The sequence below is a fragment of the Pseudoalteromonas sp. SW0106-04 genome, assembly GCF_001293805.1.
Classification (GTDB): Bacteria; Pseudomonadota; Gammaproteobacteria; order Enterobacterales; family Alteromonadaceae; genus Pseudoalteromonas; species Pseudoalteromonas ruthenica.
Genome location: NZ_BCAI01000001.1, coordinates 229,070 through 252,343, shown reverse-complemented (window position 1 = coordinate 252,343; position 23,274 = coordinate 229,070). Strand labels below are relative to the sequence as shown.

The window sequence follows — 23,274 nt, the reverse complement described above, 5'->3', positions numbered from 1 at the left end:
GTTCATTTTCAATTCATTTAAGCAAATACGAATCACTATCTTTTAGTTTTATAATCTATATAATGGCTCGTTTTTGGTACAACAGCCTGCAGACTATGGATTTTCAGTTATCACCCTGGCTCATCAAGTTACGTATCGCCAGCTCTCATTATCGCGCCCTTGTGGTTTATCGCTTTATTGCCGCCATTGTTGGAGGCTACTTATTAACTGCCTTGAGTACCGCTGTTTTAGGGGTCGCCCTGCCATTACAACCTAGTGACGCGGTATTACTGGCTGTAAGCTTATCGATATTGATATATGCCTGTATCTTCATCTATGCCTTTAGTGTGCGCTCTGTCGCTAAGGTATGGATCACTATTTTACTAACTAGTGCAGCGCTCACCGCTCTGCTGGCATTCATGGAGGAATGGCTATGAAGGACACCTTCTTTCGTTCAATGACATGGCTACACACCTGGGTAGGTTTATTGGTCTGTTGGTTACTCTTTCTCATATTTATTGCTGGCACGCTTGCGTTTTTCCGTTGGGAACTCAACTTTTGGGCTAAACCTGAGATACATCATTTTGAACAGCCCCAGCAGCGTGTTGCCGCGCAGCAAGCTCAGATAACCCAAGGATTTGCATACTTACAGCAACAGGCACCTAAGTCCGAGCGCTGGAATATTTCCTTGGCTGATGAGCGTAAAGACTGGCTTACCTACTCTTACCAAGAGCCACGTGAGCCCGGTAAACGTGCGCCTTGGCAAGACTATTATGTCAATCCTAAAACGCTAGAGGGGGTCGATACAGTCAGAGAATCCAAAGGTGGGCATTTCTTTTATCGCCTGCACTTTGATTTGCATTACCTCGACGTCAGAACAGCACGTTGGCTGGTCTGTTTTGCCAGCTTGTTTATGCTTATTGCGCTAATAACTGGGGTGGTCATTCATAAACGGATCTTTAAGGATTTATTTAGCTTGCGCACCAATAAAGGCGTACGCAGCTGGCTTGATAGCCATAACTTATCGTCTGTGCTAGCGCTGCCTTTTCATATCATGATCACCTATACAGGGCTTATTACCCTTATTTTTATGCTTTTCCCCTACCCGACGATGACCGCCTACGACGATGGTTTACGCGGCTTCTATGCCGATGTCTTTAACTTTCAGCGCACCGAGCCTGCCAACGAGCCCACAGCCATGGTGGGTGTTAATACACTGCTGGATCAACTTTATACTAAGTGGCCGGATGCAGATATAAGGCAAGTACGTATTGACCACCCTAACGATCGCAGTGCATCGGTACGCTTTATTATTGATAGCGGCAAGGCCATTGTCGACAGGCCGCCAAGCATCACGTTTAACGCCACGACGGGCGAGGTGATAGACATTAATGAAGTAGATAGAAGCGTCAGTGAAGCCATCTACGATGGCATGATAGCCTTGCATGCGGCGCGCATGGCACACCCCGTGTTGCGCTGGCTTTACGTATTATGCGGTTTAGCAGGTTGTATCATGATAGCGAGCGGCGCAATCATGTGGGCAAAACGGTTACACCAACGCAATAAAAAGCAGCGCCCCGCGATAGGTCTTCGCACGGTAGATAGCCTTAACCTGGGTACGTTTATGGGCTTGCCTTTAGCAACCTTGGCATTTTTTTATGCCAACCGGTTATTACCAATGCATGTGAGTGAGCGCGCCGACAAAGAGATACTCGCTTTCTTTCTAACCTGGGCAGCGGTGCAAGCATGGGCGGTATTCAAGCCTTATAGTTGGCGATTATTAAATGCCATCATTGCTGGCGCCTGTATTGGCCTTGTTGCCATTAACAGCATGACCACGCAGGGCAGTTTGCCGCACTTTATTGATAGCCAGCAATGGACTTTGTTGGGCTTCGATTTAGTTTGTTTATTTGCAGCAACCTGCTTCGCCTACGCGGCCTATCGTGGTAACCGCAAGCAGCGCACTTGGTTGGGCTCGTTAGAGGAATTAAGCGTATGATAGAACTGCTTTGCTTTATACTGTGTATCATCGCTTTTAGTTGCTTTGCGCATGCCAAAGCAACCCATTACCGAGATATATATGGTGTGCGCCCCAATGCTCGATTAGTTAGTAAAATTTTGATCTGTGCTTGGATCAGTATTTTACTAAGCATGACCATAGCGATTGCGGCGCTGGGTAGTTATGGGGTACTACTGTTCTGCGGGTTTATGGCGGTCAGTGTATTGGCCATCACACTGTGTCTTAGCTTCAGCCCGAAATGGCTCAAAGCACTGACCTTTTGCTGCACGGCTTCACTACTAGCAGTGCTTACAACTATTCTGATTGCCAGTCAATAAACCGAATTTTTACTAAGTTTCTAGATCAGTATTTTACTAATAAGTAGGTAAAATACTGATCTGTAAACCCCCTTTACATTTTATACCTGAATTATCAGTTAGCAGCGAACTTATCGCAGGTATATTATTGCTGCACCTCAATCAACTTCTCTACCGCAAACCCCGCTGATCTAAGTTGCTCTTTAAAGTCTTCTAAACGCTGCTCATCAACTTCTTTTTCACGCGCGAGTAACCATGCATAGTCGGTGTTATAACCACTTACATAAGCATATTGATAGTTTTCTTGGTCTAATCCAAACACAACATATGAGGAATAAAAGGGGCCGAAGAAAGAGACTTTAAGATGACCAGTATTCGTATCGCCAACAAACTTGGCTTTACCTTCAGCTTGGGACCATTGTTGCTCTTCTGCGTTAAAGCCGCGATTAATGACCTTGACGCTGCCATCATCATTCTGGCTGTACGTCGCAGTGACGCGACTTAAGCCTTCTTCAAAAGGGTGGGGCATACGGGCTATTTCATACCATGTGCCCATGTAACGCTCTAAATTAAAAGGGCTAACTGGGGACACCTTGTCAGGTACAGAAGTACAAGCAGTTAATACAACCGTTAGTAAAATTATGATCTGTGCGCGCATAGCATGAGCTCCAAGTAAATATAGTCTTTAATCGGGTATAACCGAACAATACAGTAATGACCTCTGTACGAGATAAAGCTTATAACCGCTTAAAAATCATAGCAATAATTTACTATCTTGCTTAAGATCAGTTTTTTACTAAGTGCTTCAAGCGATAGGTAATATTAGGTGACAATAAAAGCGATAGGCCTAGGGCAAAGCGATGCGGCAATCAGAGTGTATGTAAAAAACCGCCCAAACCTGATTCAGTTTCAAACTTTAAGCGATACCTTGCCATTGCAAGCAGGGCAAATAGCACAAATAAACGCAGAGGCAGGGAACGGTTGGCGAAAAGTATTTAATGTCTATGCAAAGTGGCTATATCAACTGGCTCCTAGTTGTTTGGCCTTAAAAAGTGTAGACACATGGCAACAATTTAGAGATCAAACACTACTGCAAAACCACTCACAAACGGCGTTGCTCTTTAGCGAGCCTGACGTGACCGACCCTGACGCTGCGCTACATATTATTGCCGGAAAAACTCATGCTAAAGAGCTCGCAGCAAATGAACAACTTAGTATAAATCTGATCTGGCTTAACGATGAGTTCGCTTTATCGCCCACACAACGTATTATCGTGTGCCCCTATTTTGATTACCGACAACTCAATAACGCCAAAATCGATATTCTTTGTGAGCTCATCCACACCCATATCAAGTTATAGGATGGTCCTTAGGCGACACCACGAAAGTATAAAAATTGACTACACTGTAAGAAGTTACCATGTAGGCGAGATACCAAGTGAAGATATTAGTCGTTGATGATATGCCGTTAATGCGCCATGTACTTATTAATATGCTGCGTAAACTGGACTACGACGATATCGTAGAGGCCACCGATGGTGAGCAGGCACTGTCGTTATTGGAAAAAACCCAGTTTGACCTAGTACTGACCGACCTCAACATGCCAAAGGTCAATGGCAAAGACTTATTTCTTACTATTCGCAAACACGATGACTGGGGTTATATTCCAGTCATCGTAGTGACCTGCGAAGATAAGAAAGAGGTAGTGACTGATATGATTAGCGCTAAGGTTGATGGTTTCATCATTAAGCCGTTTTGTTTAAACACGCTGAAAAAACAGCTTGAGCGCCTTAAAAAGCTACATCACACTACGACTGACAACGTATTGCATAACCAGTAAAGCCTAGCGCTTTGAAGTAGCAGCGGGCGATACCATAACCACACTGTTCAAGTAGATCAGCCAAACGCATACGATCCAGTGGGTAGAACTCATGCTCTAGATTGTGGCGCATACGCTCGACACCCGCATCACTTAACCCTAATTGTTGGCAAACAATGAACTGCGCATCACGTTCAAACTGAGTTTCAGGCTTCATTAAATCAGCGAACCACAACCATGCTTGGGGGGCTAATTGCTGGCGTATCGACTTTAATAACGCTGCTTTATCACCATTGTCTGCCAAGAAATGTAAAACCAATAGGCATAATGCACCGTCAAATTGTTGCTGTAATTGGCCAACATCACCACAATGGCATGTTACCCGCGCGCTTATTCCCGCTTCATCAAAGCGCTGCTCGGCTATTGCCAGCATATCAGCGGAAATATCCTGAGCCACAAAGTGCATATTGGGGTTTGCTTTGGCAAGCGCCACCACTTCTTTGCCTGTGCCCGCACCCACGACTAAAATGGACGCCGACGAGCTTAACTGAGCTTGGCATTGTGCTTGTGTGAGCTGATGCAACAACTCATAACCTGGCACTAGACGGCTAATACGCTCGTCGTAATTAGTCGCTTCTTCACCTTGAAAACTAGGCATAATACCTCCTTGATTTAATATCGACTAGAGCGATGACTGTGTTCATTAGCATAGCGCAAGCACATGAACTAAGAATGATTATTCACACTCCACCACAGAGTAACCACCGGGGCGTTTGCGTACCTTCACCTGCGTTGCGACACGCTCAGTAAGTTGCGGTATGTGCGATATCACCCCGACTTTGCGGCCCTGCGCTTGCAGGTTATCAAGTGCATCCATAGCAATGCTCAATGTTTCACTGTCCAATGTGCCAAACCCCTCATCAATAAACAAGGACTCAATTTTAACCTTATTGGACGATAGCGACGCCAACCCTAAGGCGAGAGCTAATGACACTAAAAAAGATTCACCACCGGAGAGGGTATTCACGCTGCGTTGCTCATCAGCCATATCGTGATCAATGATAGCTATATCGAGCGTGCCCGTAATACGAGTGAGACGGTAGCGCTTCGATAAGGCGTGTAAATGTTGGTTGGCGTAACCAAGCAATATAGCCAAAGTTTGGCTTTGCACTAAGTTTCGCAATCGCTTCCCTTGGGCATCGCCTAGTGCGCTGTTTAAGGTAGTCCAAGTAGCAAGTTGCTGTTGTAGATCTTTCAACTGCTCTCCTTGCTCGGCTAAGCGTTCGACGTTTTGCCGATGATTTTCTAGTCGTGCACCAAGTAAAGTTAAGGCTTGCTGACTATCATCGAACTGCTCATCCAATTGCCGCTTTTGCGCTTCAAGCTCTGTTAAATTTTTGTCCGGACGGCTTTTTACTAACTGTTGTAAGCGACTCTCACTGTGTTCTAGCTGAGCCTGAAAACGCACTTGGGTTTGCTCTAATGTTGCATGCTCAGTGAGTACTGCTTGCACTTGTTGTTTGTCTTGAGTTAGTAAATTTTTGATCTGCTCAATTGTTAGGGCCTCATCAAAGGCTCTGTAGTCCTGATACCAGACATCAAAGGCTTTTTTTAACTCTTCAATGTCTTGTTGTAACTGGGAACAATTTTTTACTAAGTGCTGGTATTCACTTTGCTCCTGCTCATACCGGCGCTGCTGTTGCTGACACGCTGCTTGCTGCGTGTCCAGTGTCTGCTGAGCCTTTTCGATAGACTCTTCCAGCTCCTCTAGTTGCGCTTTGGGATCTTGCCCGTGAGCTATAAGAGTAATGCGCTCAGTTAGTAAATGAGTGATCTCTTGCTCTTGCATTTGCAGTTGCTCGCCCAGCTTTTGCTGCTGAGATTGCAGTGACTCTAGCTTAGTAAAAATCTGATCTCGCTGCTGATTAAGCTGCGTAGTCTGTTGTTCGGCCCGGGCGTACTCATTTTGCAGCTGCTCAAATTGCTGTTTTTGCTCAACCAATTGCTGCCAAAGTCGCGCTAACTGATGCAGACTATCTTGCCACCAAGGCGCTTCACTGAAGTGCTCTCGCAGCTCTGCGATGCTCTGTTGGCATTGCTGCTGCTCAGTTTCAAGTTCGTAAGCAATACGCTGCGTTTGTAGCTGCAGTTGCTGACGTCGCTGTTCACAGCTTTGTAATTGCCCCTGCAATTCGCCGCTACTTTGTTGCTGAACCTTTAACTCAGATCGTAATTTTACTAACTGTTGCTCTAACTGTTCCAACTGCTGATATTGCTGTTGGATATCCGCAATGGGCTTAGTAAAATCCTGATCGCTAAGCTCATCAAGGGGTTTACCTTGAATAAAGGGCTCTAGCTGCTGCGCTAATTGTTGTAGCTGCGACTTCAGCTGTTGCTCAGTAGCGCTGACATTATCAATTTGTTGCTGTGCTAACTGGATCTCGGTTTGCAAAGCATGCCGCTTAGTATAATGCTGATCCAGATTCTTTTGAGCCGTTGCGTAAGCCTGTTCAAAGTCCGCTAATAACGCAGCAAAAGCATGATTATTGTCATCATTTTCTGCAAAAGGATGATGTTCAGAACCACACACCATACAAGGCTCACCACTTTTAAGCTGAGTACGTAAATGCGTGATCTGCTCGCTTGCACGCAGTTTAACCTGCTCATAGGCCTGGCGTGCATGCGACAATTGCTGCTCTAAAACTGAGTGATGTTGCGAAGCCTCATGCAGCTGTTGTTGCTTTTGTTCAAGCTCTGCATGAAGAGATTGCTGTTGATGACGCACAGTTACAAGCTGACGGTTACTACTATGCCATTGTTGAAAACGCTCCAAGGCCTGTTGCCATGTGCCTAACTGACGCTGAAGCTCAGTTGCAGAAAAGGCTTCAGGCTGCGGCTGTAAACTTACTATTTGCTGCTCAAGTGCTTGTATCGACTGCTGGAATGTGGTGTTTTCTTCATTGAGTGTGGCAAGGCTTTGATCAAGCTTCGAAAGCTCGTTATTAGATGCCTGTAACTGCTCGTTTTTTTCTTTATATGTAGCATCATAACTATTAATACGCTGCCAAAGATGATGGTAATGAGACCAATTTTTTACTAACTCAGCGAGCCAAGGTTGTGATTCTAATTGCGTCGTGTATTCATCAAGGCGTCTATTACTTTCATCCACTTGTGCAGCGAGGTTTTGGCTTTGCTGCGTCAATTGCAGCTGCTGTGCGCTCGTCTGTTCGAACTCAGAGCGTTTTGCCGCGAGCACCTCCTTCTTTTGTGCAATTTTTACATCCAGTGCCACGGCGGCATTGAGTTTCTCTTTGCGCTGCGCATATTGCTGTTGCGCATGACGCAGCTGTTGTTGTGCTAATTGCTGCTGCTGTTCGCCGTGTTGCCATACACTTTTAGCATCACTGCATGTTAGCTCTTCTTGGCGTGTTTGCTGTTGCGCCAAACGCTGTTGCAATCGTGCTGTGGAAGTAAGGTTATCTTCAATTTGCCAACATTGCTTAACTCGCTGAGCCTCTCTCACCCTGGGTTCTAATCGCTCTAGGCTGTTACTCGTAGTTTGTATACGCTGTTGAAGGTCAGCGATTTCATGTTGTAATTGTTGCTCGGCTGCGAACCATTGGAGGTGTTTAGCAACCTGTTCTCGTCGTTTTTGGCATTGTTGCTGCTGCTCGATATACTGATGTTGCTGCTCGTTAAGCTCCTGTAATTGTTGCTCATCGAGAATATCAACCGCATCCATAGAAGCCTTAAATGCCTCGACGTCATTAAGCTTGGCTTTGTAACCAGAATACACGCGTTGACCTACAACAGAGTACTTTTGTGTACCACTTAAACGCTCAAGCAATACTGCACGCTCATCGCCTTGCGCACGTAAAAAAGCAGAAAACTCGTTTTGTGCTAGCATCACCGCACGCGTGAACTGCTCGAAATTAAGCCCAACTAACCGCTCAATGGTTTTTTTTGTCTCAAGTTTACCATCACTCACCAGCTGCTCTTGCGGCATAAGGTACAGTGCATGAGTGGGTGCTTGTAATTTACCGTTTGGTTTTTTACGTGCTCGGGTCACTTGCCAGAGGGCGCGATAATGAGCGCCATCGATAGCCACAAAATCAACTTTGACCCATCCTATACCGGTACCACGACGCAATAGGTGGCGCGGATCATTGAGGCGCACATTGTCGCCATTAAAGTCTACTTTTTGTGTGCTTTCATTGCTCAACCGGGCGGTTTTATCATATAAGCCTAAACACAGCGCATCCAATATAGTGCTTTTTCCAGCCCCTGTGTCACCAGTTATGGCAAACAAGCCAGCATCACGCAGGGGAGGGCGACTAAAATCGATGTCTGCGTCTAATAATGATGCTAAATTATGAATTTGCAGGCGATTAATCTTCATTATTCCCCTCCTGCTCAACATCCTGTACTAACTGCGCAAACAAGTCTTTAACCTCGTTGGTAATATCGTGATCTTCAAGCTCATCATGCTCGTTGACGGCTTCACTCAATAAGTGCGCAGCGTCTAGGCGCTCTACTTGCGATAAGTCTTGTAGTTCAAGTTCATCGTTTTTATTCTCCCGTTGCGAGCGCACCCGTTCCACGCCACAAAAAAGTAAATCTTTGCCTTGAAGTGCATGCTCGATTTGCTCGCGAAAGTCGGTGGCAAGCTCTTTACTCGAGAGGCGAACGCGAATGTACCCTTGCTCATCATCAGGGCCGGGTAAAAGCCGAATCTGCTCACATACTTGAGCTAGCGGCAGGAGGGTAGCCTCGGGAACAAGGTGTAATTGCCGATGCCGAGGAATGTAAAGGGGGTTGACACTTTGCAAGGCATTATCTTGTACCTCTAACAGCAAAACTTGGTGATGATATTGACGTTCCGAAAACGACATCGCGAAGGGCGTACCACTGTAACGAATGTATTCTTTAGCGTTAACACTTTGCGCTTTATGCAAGTGGCCGAGGGCAACATAACAGGCTTGGGGCGGAAAAACATCAGCGCCGATGGCATCTTCACCGCCAATGACTAAAGCGCGCTCCGAGTCTTCGCTGACAGTGGCACCCCGAGCATGTAGATGGCCCATGGCGATAACATTGGAGTCGTCCTCAAGCTGACATTGCTCAAGCATAAGTTGGTAGGCCTCTTTGACCGCCTGAGCATAACTCATTTGTGCATCAGGGATATCACTGGCACGCAGATAGGGCAGGGCAAGAATCGCACAGTGCTGATCACCACAAGTAATGTTAATGACACTCAACTCGGGGCGCTGAAAATCAAAGCGACCGACTACATGAGTGTCAAACTGTGCCAGTAATGGCTGTGCTGTGGTAATGCGTTTCGCACTATCATGATTACCGGCAATAATCACTATATGTAGGGTAGGGCAGGCCGCCTTAGCCGCTTTAACAAATTCATAAAGCTGATTCTCCGCTTGTGTTGGCGGAGTGGCAGTGTGATAGATATCGCCGCTAATCAACAGTACGTCAACAGCTTGGCGATTTAATTCACCAATAAGCCAGGTTAGAAAGGCGTGATGTTCTTGCACTCGAGTATGCTCATAAAAAAGCTGACCCACGTGCCAATCAGAGGTATGGAGTAAGCGCATCAGTACATTAAATTATTTGCTATTGCGCCCACTATAGCATGGAACAGCACGCGTTTAAGCGTGCTGGTGTCAGTGTGTTACTTGCCACCAAGTGACAATAATAACCGGTATTACTATCGCTAATGCGGTTAAAGGCAAACGCATATTTCGCTGGTATTTCGCTTTTAAACGACGAATTGCGGTGTTTTCATCACATGCTGCCACTTTATCAATGTAAAAATACCCATTGTCTAAGTATTGTTTACAATGCTGCTCATTTGCAGGAATGGCTATTAACTCGTCTTTCTTTTTGAGGACATAAAAATCCATAGCACCACCAATTTTATACCTTGCTATGTGAGCGAATTGAGTGAACTTCCTATCGCTTACTTTATGTTTCAGCCCAGTCAAAGCACGACTTGTTAGGCTGATAATCCTTGTTTTTATTGTTCACGAATTAAAAAAGTGGGGGATTCTAAAATTAATTAAAATGCAATTGCAACCTTTAATGGGAAAATCCCACGAAAAAAACTGGAAACCCCCTTTACAGATAATAACTACAGCATTTTTTATACCACTTTTAGCATTAGATTGGTCGCGCTTGTATGCACTTCATCGCGTCTCAGTTGCAGCATTTGGCTACTTTTGCAACAGTGTCACAAATAGCAAAAAACACTGTGTTTATGATGAATAAAAATAATAAAACCTTAGTTCTGCTTGGGGCGCTCACTTTGATTAGCCAAGGGGTGATGGCCAATGTAATGCAAACCAAGGGGAATTTCGAAGATAAGTTTCGCCAACTAGACGAGTCCCTGCCTACTGCAAATAGCTACCGAAGTGCCGCTGGCGCCCCGGGGGAAAATTATTGGCAGCAGCAAGTGGATTACGATATAGACGTCACTCTAGATGAAAAAGCACGACGTTTGAGTGCCAGTCAGCGTATCGAGTACACCAATAACTCTCCGCACACCCTGCGTTACTTGTGGCTCCAGCTAGATCAAAATATATATAAAGCAGACTCAATAGCTGAGCGCAGTAAAACCTTCAAGTCTGGGCTTGAGGCTCAGCCTGTAGGTAAACCCAGTAAGCTGAGCTTATCGGCCCTGCGACGCATGCAATTTCTCGCCGACAATGAGCCCGGGTTCGTGCTCAGTAATATCAAAGATGAGGACGGGGATGATCTCAAAGCCACTGTTGTCGACACCCTTATGCGCGTCGATTTAAACCAGCCTCTGAGACCTGGACAAAGTACCGAATTGAGCATGGACTTTGCGTTTAATATTGTTGAAGAAGACGCCGTGGGCGCTCGCAATGGCTATGAACACTTTGAAAAAGACGGCAATGATATCTTTTTGTTAGCGCAGTGGTTTCCGCGTTTGGCGGCTTACACCGATTATGAAGCATGGACCAATAAAGCATTTTTAGGGCGTGGCGAATTCACCCTAGAGTTCGGTGATTATGATGTTGAAATTACCGTGCCGGCAGATCATATCGTCTCCGCGACTGGTACCCTGGATAACCCAGGCTCGGTCCTTAACCGCACCCAGCGCCAACGCTTAGAACAGGCAAAAAATGCTGAGCGTCCGGTCTTTATCGTGACCGAAGAAGAGGCGTTAGAGAACGAAAAATCAGCCACACAAGAGACCAAGACTTGGCGTTTTAAGGCCGATAATGTACGCGACTTTGCGTGGGCATCATCACGAAAATTTATGTGGGATGCGAAAGGCTATCATCAAGGTGGCGACGAACAACCGCTGGTGATGGCGATGTCGTTTTATCCAAAAGAGGGCGGCGACTTGTGGAAAAAATACTCCACCGAAGCGGTGATCCATACCATGGAGGTATACTCTCGCTATTCATTTGATTATCCATATCCGGTCGCCCAATCAGTAAATGGTCCTGTGGGCGGCATGGAGTACCCGATGATCACCTTCAACGGGCCACGCACGGAGCTGCGCGATGACGGCTCTCGCACTTACTCCCAAGCAGAGAAACGTTTTCTCATCGGTGTCGTTATACACGAAATTGGGCACATCTATTTCCCCATGATCGTTAACTCAGATGAGCGTCAATGGACTTGGATGGATGAGGGATTAAACAGTTTCCTTGACGGAGTTGCTGGACGCGAGTGGGATCCAGATATTCCTTGGGGAGTAGAGCCTCGCGATATTGTCGAGTACATGAAATCTGAACATCAAGTGCCAATTATGACACAATCAGACAGTGTGCTGCGCCTTGGGCCCAATGCCTACACTAAGCCAGCAGCGGCCCTTAATATTCTCCGCGAGGTAATTTTAGGGCGCGAGTTATTTGACTTTGCCTTTAAAGAATATGCCAACCGCTGGAAATACAAGCGACCCACTCCCGCTGACTTTTTCCGCACCATGGAAGAAGCCTCAGGCGTCGACCTCGACTGGTTTTGGCGGGGCTGGTTCTATAGCACCGACCATGTCGATATCGCCTTAGATAAGGTGTACAAGCTGCGTTTGGATACCATGAACCCAGATATCGACTTTAACCGCCTACGTGAGATTGAGAAAAATAAACCCACATCATTATTTGTTGAGCGCAATAAGCGTGAAGGCCGTGAATTGTGGATAGATAAAAACCCCGATGTACGCGACTTTTACGACAGTAATGATCGCTTCACCGTAACCAATAAAGAGCGTAATGCCTACCAGAAGATGCTTAGCAAACTAGAGCCCTGGGAACGTCGCACCTTAGACAGAGCGGTGGCCGAGGACAACAACTATTACGTGATGCAATTTAGCAATGTGGGCGGCCTAGTTATGCCCATTTTACTCGAGCTTAGCTACACCGATGGCACCACAGAGCAACGTTACATTCCAGCCGAAATCTGGCGCCGTAATGCCAAACAGGTGGAAAAGCTGATAGTGACCGACAAGGGTAAAGAAATTGCCAGTATAGCCGTCGACCCGGGATGGGAAACCGCAGATGTAGATGTGTCTAATAACTATTACCCACGACGTATCATGGAATCGCGTATCGAGACCTACAAGCGTAAGAAGAGCAAAGCCAAGGTCAGTCGCGACATCATGCACGATATTAAAACCGATCTCAAAGAGGCTAACGAAGAGGAACAACAGCCATAATGCGTATTATCGTGCTTTTATCGGTGCTGCTATTTAGCAGCGCCAGCTTGGCTCACCAATTAAAAAACTCGGTGACCACCGTGCTGTTCAATCAACGCACTGAACATATTGAGCTGATGCATCGATTTTATCTTCATGACACAGAGCATGCCGTCGAAGACCTATTTGGCAATCAAGCTGATATGTTAAAGCATGCAGATGACCAACAAAAATTTGCCGACTATGTAGCCGAACAAGTGGCGATAACCGACCCCAACGATCAGCCTTTGCAGTTGAGCAATGTTGGCTTTGAAGTGGATGGTAAGTTTTTTTGGGTGTACCAAGAGGCAGCGATGCCAAAGCAGCCGCTAAAGGGCCTGAAAATGACGCACGGGGCACTACATGAACTGTGGCCTGCGCAAATTAATATGGTCAATATAGAGGGCAAAGGCAAAGTGCGAACTTTGTACTTTGAACGCCAGAACCAGTGGCATAGCGTCACCTTCTAAGCGCTTCCCCCAACCAGCGTGCACATCAGGGAAGATGTCGATGTGCGCGTTTTTTCCTGCTATGGTTGCGCTTATAGCGGTGCAAGGTCGTATCATTGCAACCATATAGTTTACAGGAAATACAATGCCAAGCAGCAAGCCTCACTCTCTTAATGGCGTCATTTTTGATATGGATGGCACACTATTCAGCTCTATACTGAATTTTGCTCGCATCCGTGAACAACTCAACTGCCACGCTGATATCGATATTTTAGACTTTGTTAGTACCTTGGATAGCGAAGGGCGGCAACGAGCAGAGCAAGTGATACTCGACCACGAACTTGCCGATGCGCAGCAATCTCAACTATTACCAGAGGTTAAAGCAGCAGTGCAAAGGCTACACCAGGCCAATATTCCGATGGCCATCGTCACCCGTAACTGTCAGCAAGCAACGGCGATCAAAGTAAAACGTAACCCTTTGCCAATTGAGCTAATTTTGACCCGTGATGATGCTCCCGCAAAACCGGACCCCAGTGCACTGCTTCACATTGCCGAACGATGGCAAATGGCGCCAACCGAGCTGGTGTACGTAGGTGATTATAAATACGATATTGAAGCGGCGCGCAACGCCAATATGCGCGCTTGCTTATACGCGCCCCAAGCGCTTCCTGATTATGCACATCAGGCTGATCATATCATTCGCTGCTTCAGTGAGTTGCCTTTCCTCTTCCCAAGTTATGTTAAATAGTCTCATTTAAAAAGATTGACCTACAAAGCAGCACTTTTATGTAAACATGGCACTAGCCCAATGTGCTGCGAGTTGTTAAAATCCAGTGAGGAAATAAATTCAAACTTGAGAGATTGAAAATGGGCAGAGCGTTTGAAGTTCGTAAAAACGCCATGGCGAAAACAGCCGCGGCAAAAACAAAAGTAAACTCAAAATACGGTAAAGAGATCTACGTCGTTGCAAAAAATGGCGGTGCTGACCCAGATGCAAACCTTTCTCTACGCCGTTTGATTGATAAAGCTAAAAAAGATCAAGTACCCGCTCACGTAATTGATAAGGCGATAGAAAAAGCAGCCGGTGGTGCGGGTGAAGATTACTCTGCGGCACGTTATGAAGGGTACGGTCCAGGTAACTGCATGGTTATTGTAGACTGCCTTACTGATAACCCTAATCGAACCATTAAAGACGTACGCTTACCGTTTACCAAAACCGACTCCAAGATCGGCAACCCAGGTTGCGTTGCGCACATGTTTGATCACCTCGCCATTTTGGGTTTCGAAGGTGATGATGACGAAGAAGTGTTAGAAGCGCTAATGATGGCTGATGTTGACGTCACAGATGTCGAAGTAGAGGACGGCAAAGTATCTGTATTTGCCCCGCATACCGAATACTTCAAAGCGAAAACAGCACTTACAGAAGCATTTGCAGACATTAACTTTGATGTTGACGAAATTACCTTTGTGCCACAAACACACATTGAAATCACCGACGAAGATGATATCGCCAACTTTGAGAAGTTTATGAACATGTTGGAAGATTGTGATGACGTACAAAATGTCTATCACAACGCCATTGTTAATAACTAATAGCGTTAATAAAAAAGCCGGCTAATATGCCGGCTTTTTTATTGCTGTAAAGGCCCTTTACATCGACGCTTGGCGTTCTTTGAACAGTCGGCGGTAATGATGCAAAAGCGGCTCAGTATAGCCATTGGGCTGTGATCTACCTTTGAAAACCAAATCTGTCGCAGCTTGAAACGCTAAGCTATCAAGCAAACTTTGTTCACTATCAGCCATATTTTTATACTGGCTATCGCCCGCATTTTGCTCATCAACCACCTTAGCCATACGCTTCATGGTTTTCAGGACTTGCTCTTCGGTGCAAATACCATGGTGTAGCCAATTGGCAATATGTTGACTAGAAATCCGTAATGTCGCGCGATCTTCCATTAAGCCGACATTATTGATATCGGGCACTTTTGAACAACCAACGCCTTGCTCTACCCAACGCACAACATACCCCAAAATACCTTGAACATTATTATCGAGTTCGAGCTGAATATCTTCGGCGCTGAGTTGTTGCTGATTATCAATCGGCGGTGTGAGTAAGTCTCTAAAGGACTGCTGGCTTTGTGCTGATAATGTTTTTTGCTGCGCGAATACATCAACATCATGATAATGAAGGGCATGTAAGGTTGCGGCAGTCGGGGAGGGCACCCAGGCGGTGTTGGCACCCGATTTCACATGGCCGATTTTCTGCTCCATCATTAACGCCAGTTTATCTGGCATTGGCCACATGCCTTTACCTATTTGTGCTTTACCACTTAAGCCACATTCTAGGCCAATACTAACATTGCGTTTCTCGTAGGCATCTATCCAAGGCTGAGCTTTAATTGCCGATTTTGGCAATGCCGCACCGGCCTCCATAGCGGTATGAATCTCATCGCCGGTTCTGTCCAAAAAGCCGGTATTAATAAAGACCACTCGCTGTTTCGCTTGCGCAATACAGGCTTTCAAATTCACCGAAGTACGCCGCTCTTCATCCATAATCCCCATTTTCAAGGTATTGCTAGGAAGGGCTAATAAAGCCTCCACTTCACTAAATAGCTGCGCGGTGAAGGCCACTTCCTCGGGGCCGTGCATTTTAGGCTTAACGATATAAATACTCTGAGTGCGCGAGTTAGCTAACTCGGAGCGGCTGTGATATTCGGGAAGCGCGCACAAACTAGTAAAGACCGCATCCAATATGCCTTCAAATACCTCGTTACCATCGCTGTCTAGTATCGCGGGTGTTGTCATCAGGTGACCGACATTGCGAACAAACATTAAGCTTCGGCCATGAAGGGTCAGCAACGAGCCATCTAACTTAGTAAAATGTTGATCCCTATTAAGGCGCCGTGTCTGAGTTTGCCCACCTTTGGAAAATTCGCAGCTCAAGTTTCCCATCATCAGCCCAAACCAGTTACGATAAACTTGTGTTTTATCCTCGCCATCAACGGCAGCGACAGAGTCTTCACAGTCCATGATGGTGGTTAGAGCAGACTCGAGTACGATGTCTTTAATGCCAGCTTTGTCGTCGCGGCCGATGCGGTTGTGTGGGTCGATGGCGATAATAAAGTGCAGGCCATGATGACAAAATAGCAACGCAGTCGGGCGCTCAGGTTGACCCTGATAGCCAATCAACTGCGAGGGCTCAGCGAGGGTTACTTGCTGAGAGTCACCCAAAATAACCACAAGCTCGCCATTGTTTATCGCATATTCGGTACTTTCAATGTGTGAGCCGCTTTTGAGCGGTAACGCTTTATCTAGGAACTGTCGCGCATAGGCCATGACCTTAAAACCGCGCACAGGGTTGTATTGGCTACCTTGCTCTGCGCCTTCTTCCTCACTGATCACATCGCTGCCATATAGTGCATCATACAAGGAGCCCCAGCGGGCGTTGGCAGCGTTTAGGGCAAAGCGTGCATTACTCACTGGCACCACAAGCTGCGGTCCAGCCATGCGCGCGATTTCATCGTCTACACCCTCGGTTTCTACGCTAACCTGCTGTGATTGCTCGAGCAAATAACCGATGTCTTTTAGAAACTGGGTATATTCATCATGGTTATCTTTAGTATTTTTCTGATAATAACCGTCAATGTGCTTCTGCAAACTATCCCGCTTCGCCAGTAATGCCTTATTGATGGGAGTAAGGCGCTGAATGATATCGGCCAAACCCGCGAACAGGCGTTCAGTATCGAGTTCAGTGTGCGGCAGGACTTGCTCAGTTATGAATTGATAAAGCTGAGCATCAATAGCCAAGCCGCTGTGAGAGATGCGCTGGGTCATGTGCGTTTCCTTTAAACGAAGAAGTTAGTCATTTCACTGTAACTGAAAAAGCGCTGATGTGAACCCAAACCCCATTCATTGAAAATATAGCCACAATAATAACTATAAATTTAATAAATCAACCCAATTCGTCCTAGGGTAAAAATACAACGCACCGAGCACTCTCACATTGGCTTTGGGGCAATTAAACAGTTACCCGTTCAAAGGATACCTATAATGACAAACTACAACGCACACATCGACACGTTAAGCAGCCTTCGTCAAAGCAACCTACCGCAGTGGCAAGGGATTAATTCGGAATATGCAGCGCGTATGCAGCTTCAAAACCGTTTCAAAACCGGTCTCGATATCGCCAAATACACCGCTAAGGTGATGCGCGAGGACATGGCCGCTTACGACGGTGATTCAAGCCAGTACACGCAATCCTTAGGTTGTTGGCATGGGTTTACCGCGCAACAGATGATGATGGCCATTAAACGTCATCAAAAAACCACTAAGCGCAGCTATGTCTATCTTAGTGGCTGGATGGTGGCAGCATTGCGCTCTGAGTTTGGTCCATTACCGGATCAAAGTATGCACGAAAAAACGGCGGTGCCTATGCTTATTGAAGAGATCTATACCTTCTTAAAACAGGCCGACGCCCGTGAACTTGATCATCTATACAAGGCATTGGACGAGGCCAAGGCCCAAGGTGGCGATGTTGCAGCTATCACCGCACAAATCGACAACTTTGAGACCCATGTGGTGCCCATTATTGCCGATATTGATGCCGGCTTTGGTAACGAGGAAGCCACCTATCTATTGGCGAAGAAAATGATAGAGGCCGGTGCCTGTGCAATTCAAATTGAAAATCAGGTATCCGATGCTAAACAGTGCGGTCACCAGGCCGGTAAGGTAACGGTGCCTCACGAGGACTTCTTGGCCAAAATCAATGCGGTTCGATATGCCTTTCTAGAGCTGGGTGTTGATGATGGCATCATCGTTGCGCGCACCGACTCATTAGGTGCGAGCTTGACCCAGAAAATTCCAGTAAGCAAGGAAGCCGGAGATCTTGCTAGCCAATACTTGAGCTTCTTAGATACCCAACCCATTTCTGGGGGGGATGATCTGTTAGAAGGTGAAACAGCCATTAAGCTCAACGGTCAGCTATGTAAACCGGTGCGCTTAGATAATGGCTTATATCAGTTCCGCGCCGGTACGGAAAAAGACCGCGTAGTACTAGACTGTGTCACAAGCTTACAACATGGTGCCGATTTGCTATGGATTGAAACCGAGAAGCCGAATGTAGAGCAAATTGCGGAGCTGGTAAACCGCGTACGCGAGCAGGTTCCTAACGCTAAATTGGTGTATAACAATTCGCCTTCATTTAACTGGACGTTGAAGTTCCGTGAGCAGGTGTATAGCCAATGGCAACAAGATGGCCGCGATCTAAGTGCTTATCCAGACCCAAGCCAAGATCCTAAAGTGCTTATGGATGCGAGCCTCGATGGATCAGAACTAGCCAAAGAAGCGGATCATTATGTGCAAAACTTCCAGCGTGACGGAGCACGAGAGGCGGGTATTTTCCATCATTTGATCACTTTACCCACCTACCACACAGCGGCGCTCAGCACCGATATTCTTGCTGAAGGGTATTTTGGCGACTTAGGTATGCTTGCCTACGTGCGCGATGTGCAACGTCAGGAGATTCGTCGAGAGCAAGCCTCAGTGAAGCACCAAGACCTAGCGGGTTCAAATATTGGTGATACCCACAAGGAATACTTCTGCGGCGAAAACGCACTCAAGGCAGGCGGCGAAGCCAATACCATGAACCAGTTCTAAATCAAAAGGTGTGTTGCCAGTGAAAGGGCCGTTATCGGCCCTTTTTTTGGATCAGTATTTTACTTAGTGCAAACAAGGCGATGTTCATCTCCCCAAGGGGAGCTTTATTAAAGAGGTTACTGGGCCTTTACAGCGGTATAAACCACTTTTTTACCAACTGTATTGAGCTTTATTTTTATCACAGACCACATTTTTACTAACTAAACGACAGGGACAAATCACTTTTTTACTAACTCGAGGTATAAAAAAACCGCCTAAAAGGCGGTGCAAAACTGAGTTAACTTGCCTGTTCTTATGCTTGTTGGCGACGCAGTGGCACGACTTGAGCCCCTTCATCTACGACTTCATCCTTTGGGTCTTGTTGCTCCTCAACCAATGAGTTCAAACGATCACGCACGCGCTGAGCATCACTCTGTTGCTGTGACGCAGCTTGATTTAATCGCTCACGGACAGCGTTAATACGCTCTTGTTGAGGGTCTTTAGGCACCATAGCTTCTACCGACACACCTTCTTGCGCCATCATCGCAGCTAAATCTGCAGAGGGCAGATTTAAAGCTTTAGCAGCAATCGTAAATGTCTCTTTGCAAGCAACCTGCTCAGCCAAGCTCAGCTTGGCTAAGGTGGCTTTGAGTTTGTGATAGTCTAAAAAGAGTTGTCCGAGGTGACTCTGAATCACGGATTCACTCGCATCGGTATGCGGTTTTTTAACACCCGCTATCGCGTCTTTGAGTAACCCTTCTTCGCGCATACGGTTAAGAAGCGCATCGGAAGGTAGCTTTAAGTCGGTAAAAACCTGATCTAAATTGCGTTGTACACGCATGGCTTCAACCATACTTAAGCGGGCAAAGGCGCCGGTAAGATTATAATGATCCGTTAATATGGCAAACATATCCCCTCCTAAATCAGCAACTAAAGTAGCAGCTATCGATGACAGAATAATTACAACACCCACACCTCAACGCGACGATTACGTTCTCGACCTTCTTTGCTTTGGTTGTTGGCAACAGGCAAAACCTCACCAAACCCTTGGGTGTCAAAGACCGCCACACCGCGAGCGGTGAGCTCCTGCTCTACAGAACGAGCACGCTGCAAAGATAATGTTTTATTGCGCCCTGCATCCCCGGAGTTATCAGAGAACCCCATTAGTATTACGCGCTTTTGGGCATGACTTTCAAGGTAATCGAGCAAACGCTGGAGATCGCGCTTACCTTTGTTATCCAACTGACCGCTTCCATGCTCAAAACGAAACGTCAGTGATAATCGCTGACCTTGTTTAGCATACTGCTTATATACCGTGGGCGCTTCAGTCATTGGCTGCACTTGCTCAACATGAATATTCTGCGAAATAAGACCCGTATCGGAGACTATCTCTTGCCCGGCATAAGAAATGGCATACTGAGCAAAGTTCTTGATAAACATCGATGCCGTGGTCGGTGTATACACGTAAAGTCGACGTGCTAGCGCATAATCTTCAGTACCGATAGTAAAGCGAGTAGGGTAGATGGGCGCTGTTTGAGCTCCCTCAGAGACCGCTATTGCTTTATTGTGAAGGATGTAGTTCAGCCCTATAAAGCCGATGCCGTACTCATCTTGTGAAACCTTTTGAGATAACACTGAGCTTGACTCAAAGCGCTGGGCAAGCGGGCTTAACTGCGCCTGATGCTTTTTAAGCACTAAGTTTTTAAAGGTGTCCCAGGTGCCAGACTTGGCGTCTCGAGCATATAGATTAATGGCCTCAGAAGGGCCTCCAAGCTCACGCCAATTGCTTATTTTACCGGAGAAAACCGCAGCTAATTGCTGCGTTGATAGGTGGCTGACAGGGTTATTTTGGTTAACGATAACGGCTAAGCCATCAAGGCCAATAATGTGCTCATTGCCTATTTGGCTGAAATCACCGAAACGCGCTTTAAGCTTATCGACTTCTTTGCTTTTAACTTTGCGTGAAGCCATTGCTAAATCTGCTTTGCCGGCTTCAATGTCTGCGAAACCAGTGCTTGAGCCATGCGCATGCAACTCGATGTAATATGGCTTGCTATCGAGCTGATAGTGCAGCTCTCTTTCGACGCTGACTTCGCCTTGACGCCAATTAAACTGCTTTGCCCCGAGCTCCTTTAGGTAGCCCTCGAGTAAGGCTGGAGCAAGCTTTTCACCTATGGTGTTGGAGCCGTGAATACGAAATGCTAGTTGCGCTGGTTGTTGCTCTTTCTCTTGAACCCTGCCATTGTCGGTAGGCTGTTGAGCTGTGTTGACTTGTGTTGGTGCCGCTGGCTTCGAGGCCATGGCGATGTCAGGCTCTTGGTTGACGTAAAAGGTATACCCTGTGGCGACGAGCGCAAGAACGACAGCTACCCCAGCAAAAATAAGTGACAGCGGCGTGGTGGTTTTATCTTTGCTAATTTGTTCGCTTGCGCCAGTACTGGGTGATGCCCCTTGCTGCTGTTGCATATCTTGCATAGCGGCTATGACGGCACTTAACTCACTATCTCCCAATAGGCTTAATTCATTGAGTACCAGCTTCCGATAACTCTCTTCAGCGATAAATTTTTCCGAAGCTATTTCGATCCCATACTTATTTTGCGCTAAGCTTTGTAATTGCTGTAGGCGTTCGATAAAGCCCTGAGAATGATGCGATGTCATAAAAACCCTAAGTCATTATTTTTTGCGCATAGCTTAGGGTTCTAAGATGACAGTTTCATGAATTGTAAAGGGGGTTTACGAACGCTGTGTGTCACCGTTATCACTTACTTCAGCCATATAGGGACGTGTTATGATGAAGATATCTGGATACTTATTTATCGCCAGCGCAATCGCTTTTGCTGGCGCCGCATTCATTGGCAATATTCTCTCTTTGTTTGCAGTATCTGCAGCCTTTATCGCTTTAGGAATTACACAAATCAGAAAAGCGCCACACTGACTCCTGTCTTTATTGAGCTTGTTGTAGCTCAAGCTCTGCCTTTTCACGTAGCTCTGCAGGTAGCTCTTTTTGAACAGCAACACCTAACTCTTTGAATTCATTGGCTTGTTTTATAAGGTTACCCTTTCCGCTATAGAGTTGAGAAAAGGCTTTATCATAAGTTTCTTTGGCTTTGTCGAGCTGTTTACCTACACCGTCCATTGATACCAAAAAGCTGTTGAGTTTCGCGTAAAACCGCTCTGCACGTTTGGCCAGTTCTTGCGTATGCTTCGATTGATCTTCAAAACGCCAAAGCTGTTTTACAATATTCAAGCTGGTAAGTAAGGTTGTCGGTGTCGCAACCAAGATGTTGCGTTCAATGGCACGTTGATACAAATCAGGCTGATACTTCAGAGCTTCAACATAGGCACTTTCGATGGGCACAAACATAATCACCACTTCCGGGGAGTTCAGTTGCTCCAAACGGTGATAATCTTTACTTGAAAGCTCGTTGATACGCTCGTTCATCGCTTGCACATGCTCAGCCAAGGCTTGGTGAGCTTCAATATCGCTATGGGCGTTAACGTAGCGGGTATACGCATTTAGAGATGTTTTGGCATCGACGATAATATGGCGTTGTTGTGGCAAATAGACCACCACGTCGGGACGAAAGCGACCTTCTGGAGTATCAAAGCTCGCTTCGCGTCGATAATCCTCATTGAGGCGCAGTCCAGCGCTGTCTAAGACGTTTTCTAGCATTAACTCACCCCAGTTACCCTGGGTTTTCTTTTGCCCTTGTAAGGCCGTAGAGAGACGCTCAGCTTGTTCGGTAATAGATTGATTGAGTTTTTGTAGATGTACTAACTCGGCTTTAAGTGCTGCTCGTTGTTGCAGCTCTTGCGAGTGGATATGCTCCATTTTATCTCTGAAACCTTTTAACTCGCCTTGTACTGGTTTTAATATCTGCTCCATGCTCTGCTGATTAAGGCTTTTAAACTGCTGTGATTTATCCTCAAAGACTTGTTGCGCGAGCGCGCTAAATTCTTGCTTTAGTTGGTCTTTAGAATCCTTGACTAACTGCAGTTGCTGCTCAAAGTGCGCTTCTTTTTGCTCTAGCGTCGCTTTCAATGACTCATAACGGCCATGAACAAGGGTTAACTTTTGCTGCAGTTGCTGCGCCTCCTGACGCTCTCGTTCTAAACGATTATCTCGTTCGCCAAGCTGCTGCTGATGATATTGCTGTTGCGCTAAAAGCTGTTGCTGTGTGTGCTCATTGCGCTTTTTATAGTGTGATACCCTAACCCCTAGGAACAAGCAAAGAGGAATAACAAAGGCGAGGGAACCTAGGCTCAATAATGCTGTAGTGGAAAGTGACGCGAACATACCTTTCTCGCAAAAATAATGCTGTTGGCTTGATAATAGCAAATCCCAGACAAAAAAAAGCCAGC

20 protein-coding genes are annotated in these 23,274 nt (G+C 46.3%); 11 read left to right on the top strand and 9 right to left on the bottom strand.

Annotated elements, in window-relative coordinates; translation table 11 throughout:
- Positions 1-95 precede the first annotated feature (95 nt).
- The 3 genes from W04_RS01150 to W04_RS01140 are packed head-to-tail and all read left to right on the top strand — an operon-like array spanning position 96 to position 2,316.
- Positions 96-416, top strand: a complete 321-nt coding sequence (locus tag W04_RS01150; RefSeq protein ID WP_022943517.1) for a hypothetical protein — start codon at positions 96-98, stop codon at positions 414-416.
- Positions 413-1,978, top strand: a complete 1,566-nt coding sequence (locus W04_RS01145) for a PepSY domain-containing protein (RefSeq protein WP_053909461.1) — start codon at positions 413-415, stop codon at positions 1,976-1,978. Before W04_RS01150 ends, W04_RS01145 begins: the two co-directional genes overlap by 4 nt.
- On the top strand, positions 1,975-2,316 hold the full coding sequence (locus W04_RS01140) for a DUF3325 family protein (protein ID WP_022943519.1): 342 nt from the start codon (positions 1,975-1,977) through the stop codon (positions 2,314-2,316). The genes W04_RS01145 and W04_RS01140 overlap by 4 nt, the downstream gene beginning before the upstream one ends.
- Before the next feature lie 124 nt (positions 2,317-2,440).
- Here W04_RS01140 and W04_RS01135 read toward each other — a convergent pair whose 3' ends face one another.
- Positions 2,441-2,953, bottom strand: coding sequence for a lipocalin family protein (locus tag W04_RS01135; RefSeq protein ID WP_053909460.1), 513 nt, complete (start codon positions 2,951-2,953; stop codon positions 2,441-2,443).
- Positions 2,954-3,121: 168 nt separating this feature from the next.
- Here W04_RS01135 and W04_RS01130 point away from each other — a divergent pair, with 168 nt between their 5' ends.
- Positions 3,122-3,655 carry a hypothetical protein gene (locus W04_RS01130; RefSeq protein WP_053909459.1) on the top strand — a complete coding sequence of 178 codons (534 nt, stop codon included), beginning with the start codon at positions 3,122-3,124 and terminating at the stop codon, positions 3,653-3,655.
- 77 nt (positions 3,656-3,732) lie between these two features.
- The gene (locus W04_RS01125) at positions 3,733-4,134 is read left to right on the top strand and encodes a response regulator (protein ID WP_022943522.1); all 402 of its coding nucleotides are present in this window, start codon (positions 3,733-3,735) and stop codon (positions 4,132-4,134) included.
- Here W04_RS01125 and W04_RS01120 read toward each other — a convergent pair.
- The 4 genes from W04_RS01120 to W04_RS01105 form a co-directional block, all read right to left on the bottom strand.
- Entirely contained in the window at positions 4,103-4,771 is a 669-nt protein-coding gene (locus W04_RS01120; protein ID WP_053909458.1) for a class I SAM-dependent methyltransferase, read from the bottom strand. The two genes, W04_RS01125 and W04_RS01120, sit on opposite strands and share 32 nt — an antisense overlap.
- Positions 4,772-4,849: 78 nt before the next feature.
- The gene (locus W04_RS01115; protein ID WP_053909457.1) at positions 4,850-8,512 is read right to left on the bottom strand and encodes an AAA family ATPase; all 3,663 of its coding nucleotides are present in this window, start codon (positions 8,510-8,512) and stop codon (positions 4,850-4,852) included.
- Entirely contained in the window at positions 8,502-9,719 is a 1,218-nt protein-coding gene (locus W04_RS01110) for an exonuclease SbcCD subunit D C-terminal domain-containing protein (protein WP_053909456.1), read from the bottom strand. Before W04_RS01110 ends, W04_RS01115 begins: the two co-directional genes overlap by 11 nt.
- Before the next feature lie 69 nt (positions 9,720-9,788).
- Positions 9,789-10,028 (bottom strand): hypothetical protein, encoded by a 240-nt coding sequence (locus W04_RS01105; RefSeq protein ID WP_022943526.1) that lies wholly within the window; start codon positions 10,026-10,028, stop codon positions 9,789-9,791.
- Between the two features lie 356 nt (positions 10,029-10,384).
- On the opposite strand from W04_RS01105, the gene W04_RS01100 reads away from it, so the two are divergent.
- From W04_RS01100 to W04_RS01085, 4 genes are all read left to right on the top strand, one after another.
- Positions 10,385-12,811: a M1 family metallopeptidase gene (locus W04_RS01100; protein WP_053909693.1), complete on the top strand. Its 2,427-nt coding sequence runs from the start codon at positions 10,385-10,387 to the stop codon at positions 12,809-12,811.
- The gene (locus W04_RS01095) at positions 12,811-13,299 is read left to right on the top strand and encodes a DUF6702 family protein (protein WP_022943528.1); all 489 of its coding nucleotides are present in this window, start codon (positions 12,811-12,813) and stop codon (positions 13,297-13,299) included. The genes W04_RS01100 and W04_RS01095 overlap by 1 nt, the downstream gene beginning before the upstream one ends.
- A gap of 124 nt (positions 13,300-13,423) precedes the next feature.
- Positions 13,424-14,026, top strand: coding sequence for an HAD family hydrolase (locus tag W04_RS01090; RefSeq protein WP_053909455.1), 603 nt, complete (start codon positions 13,424-13,426; stop codon positions 14,024-14,026).
- A 119-nt stretch (positions 14,027-14,145) separates the two neighbouring features.
- Positions 14,146-14,871, top strand: a complete 726-nt coding sequence (locus W04_RS01085; RefSeq protein WP_045980020.1) for a YebC/PmpR family DNA-binding transcriptional regulator — start codon at positions 14,146-14,148, stop codon at positions 14,869-14,871.
- A 57-nt stretch (positions 14,872-14,928) separates the two neighbouring features.
- Here W04_RS01085 and W04_RS01080 read toward each other — a convergent pair whose 3' ends face one another.
- Complete coding sequence (locus W04_RS01080) at positions 14,929-17,112, bottom strand: malate synthase G (RefSeq protein ID WP_053909454.1); 2,184 nt, start codon at positions 17,110-17,112, stop codon at positions 14,929-14,931.
- A gap of 216 nt (positions 17,113-17,328) precedes the next feature.
- Here W04_RS01080 and W04_RS01075 point away from each other — a divergent pair, with 216 nt between their 5' ends.
- Entirely contained in the window at positions 17,329-18,933 is a 1,605-nt protein-coding gene (locus W04_RS01075) for an isocitrate lyase (RefSeq protein WP_053909453.1), read from the top strand.
- 292 nt (positions 18,934-19,225) lie between these two features.
- Here W04_RS01075 and W04_RS01070 read toward each other — a convergent pair whose 3' ends face one another.
- Positions 19,226-19,822, bottom strand: a complete 597-nt coding sequence (locus W04_RS01070; protein ID WP_053909452.1) for a hypothetical protein — start codon at positions 19,820-19,822, stop codon at positions 19,226-19,228.
- 50 nt (positions 19,823-19,872) lie between these two features.
- Entirely contained in the window at positions 19,873-21,570 is a 1,698-nt protein-coding gene (locus W04_RS01065) for a phosphate ABC transporter substrate-binding/OmpA family protein (RefSeq protein WP_053909451.1), read from the bottom strand.
- Between the two features lie 130 nt (positions 21,571-21,700).
- Here W04_RS01065 and W04_RS18945 point away from each other — a divergent pair, with 130 nt between their 5' ends.
- Positions 21,701-21,847 carry a hypothetical protein gene (locus W04_RS18945; RefSeq protein WP_022943535.1) on the top strand — a complete coding sequence of 49 codons (147 nt, stop codon included), beginning with the start codon at positions 21,701-21,703 and terminating at the stop codon, positions 21,845-21,847.
- 9 nt (positions 21,848-21,856) lie between these two features.
- On the opposite strand, the gene W04_RS01060 is transcribed toward W04_RS18945, so the two are convergent.
- A complete protein-coding gene (locus tag W04_RS01060; protein WP_053909450.1) occupies positions 21,857-23,209 on the bottom strand; it encodes a DNA recombination protein RmuC in 1,353 nt (450 codons plus the stop codon).
- Between the last annotated feature and the right edge of the window lie 65 nt (positions 23,210-23,274).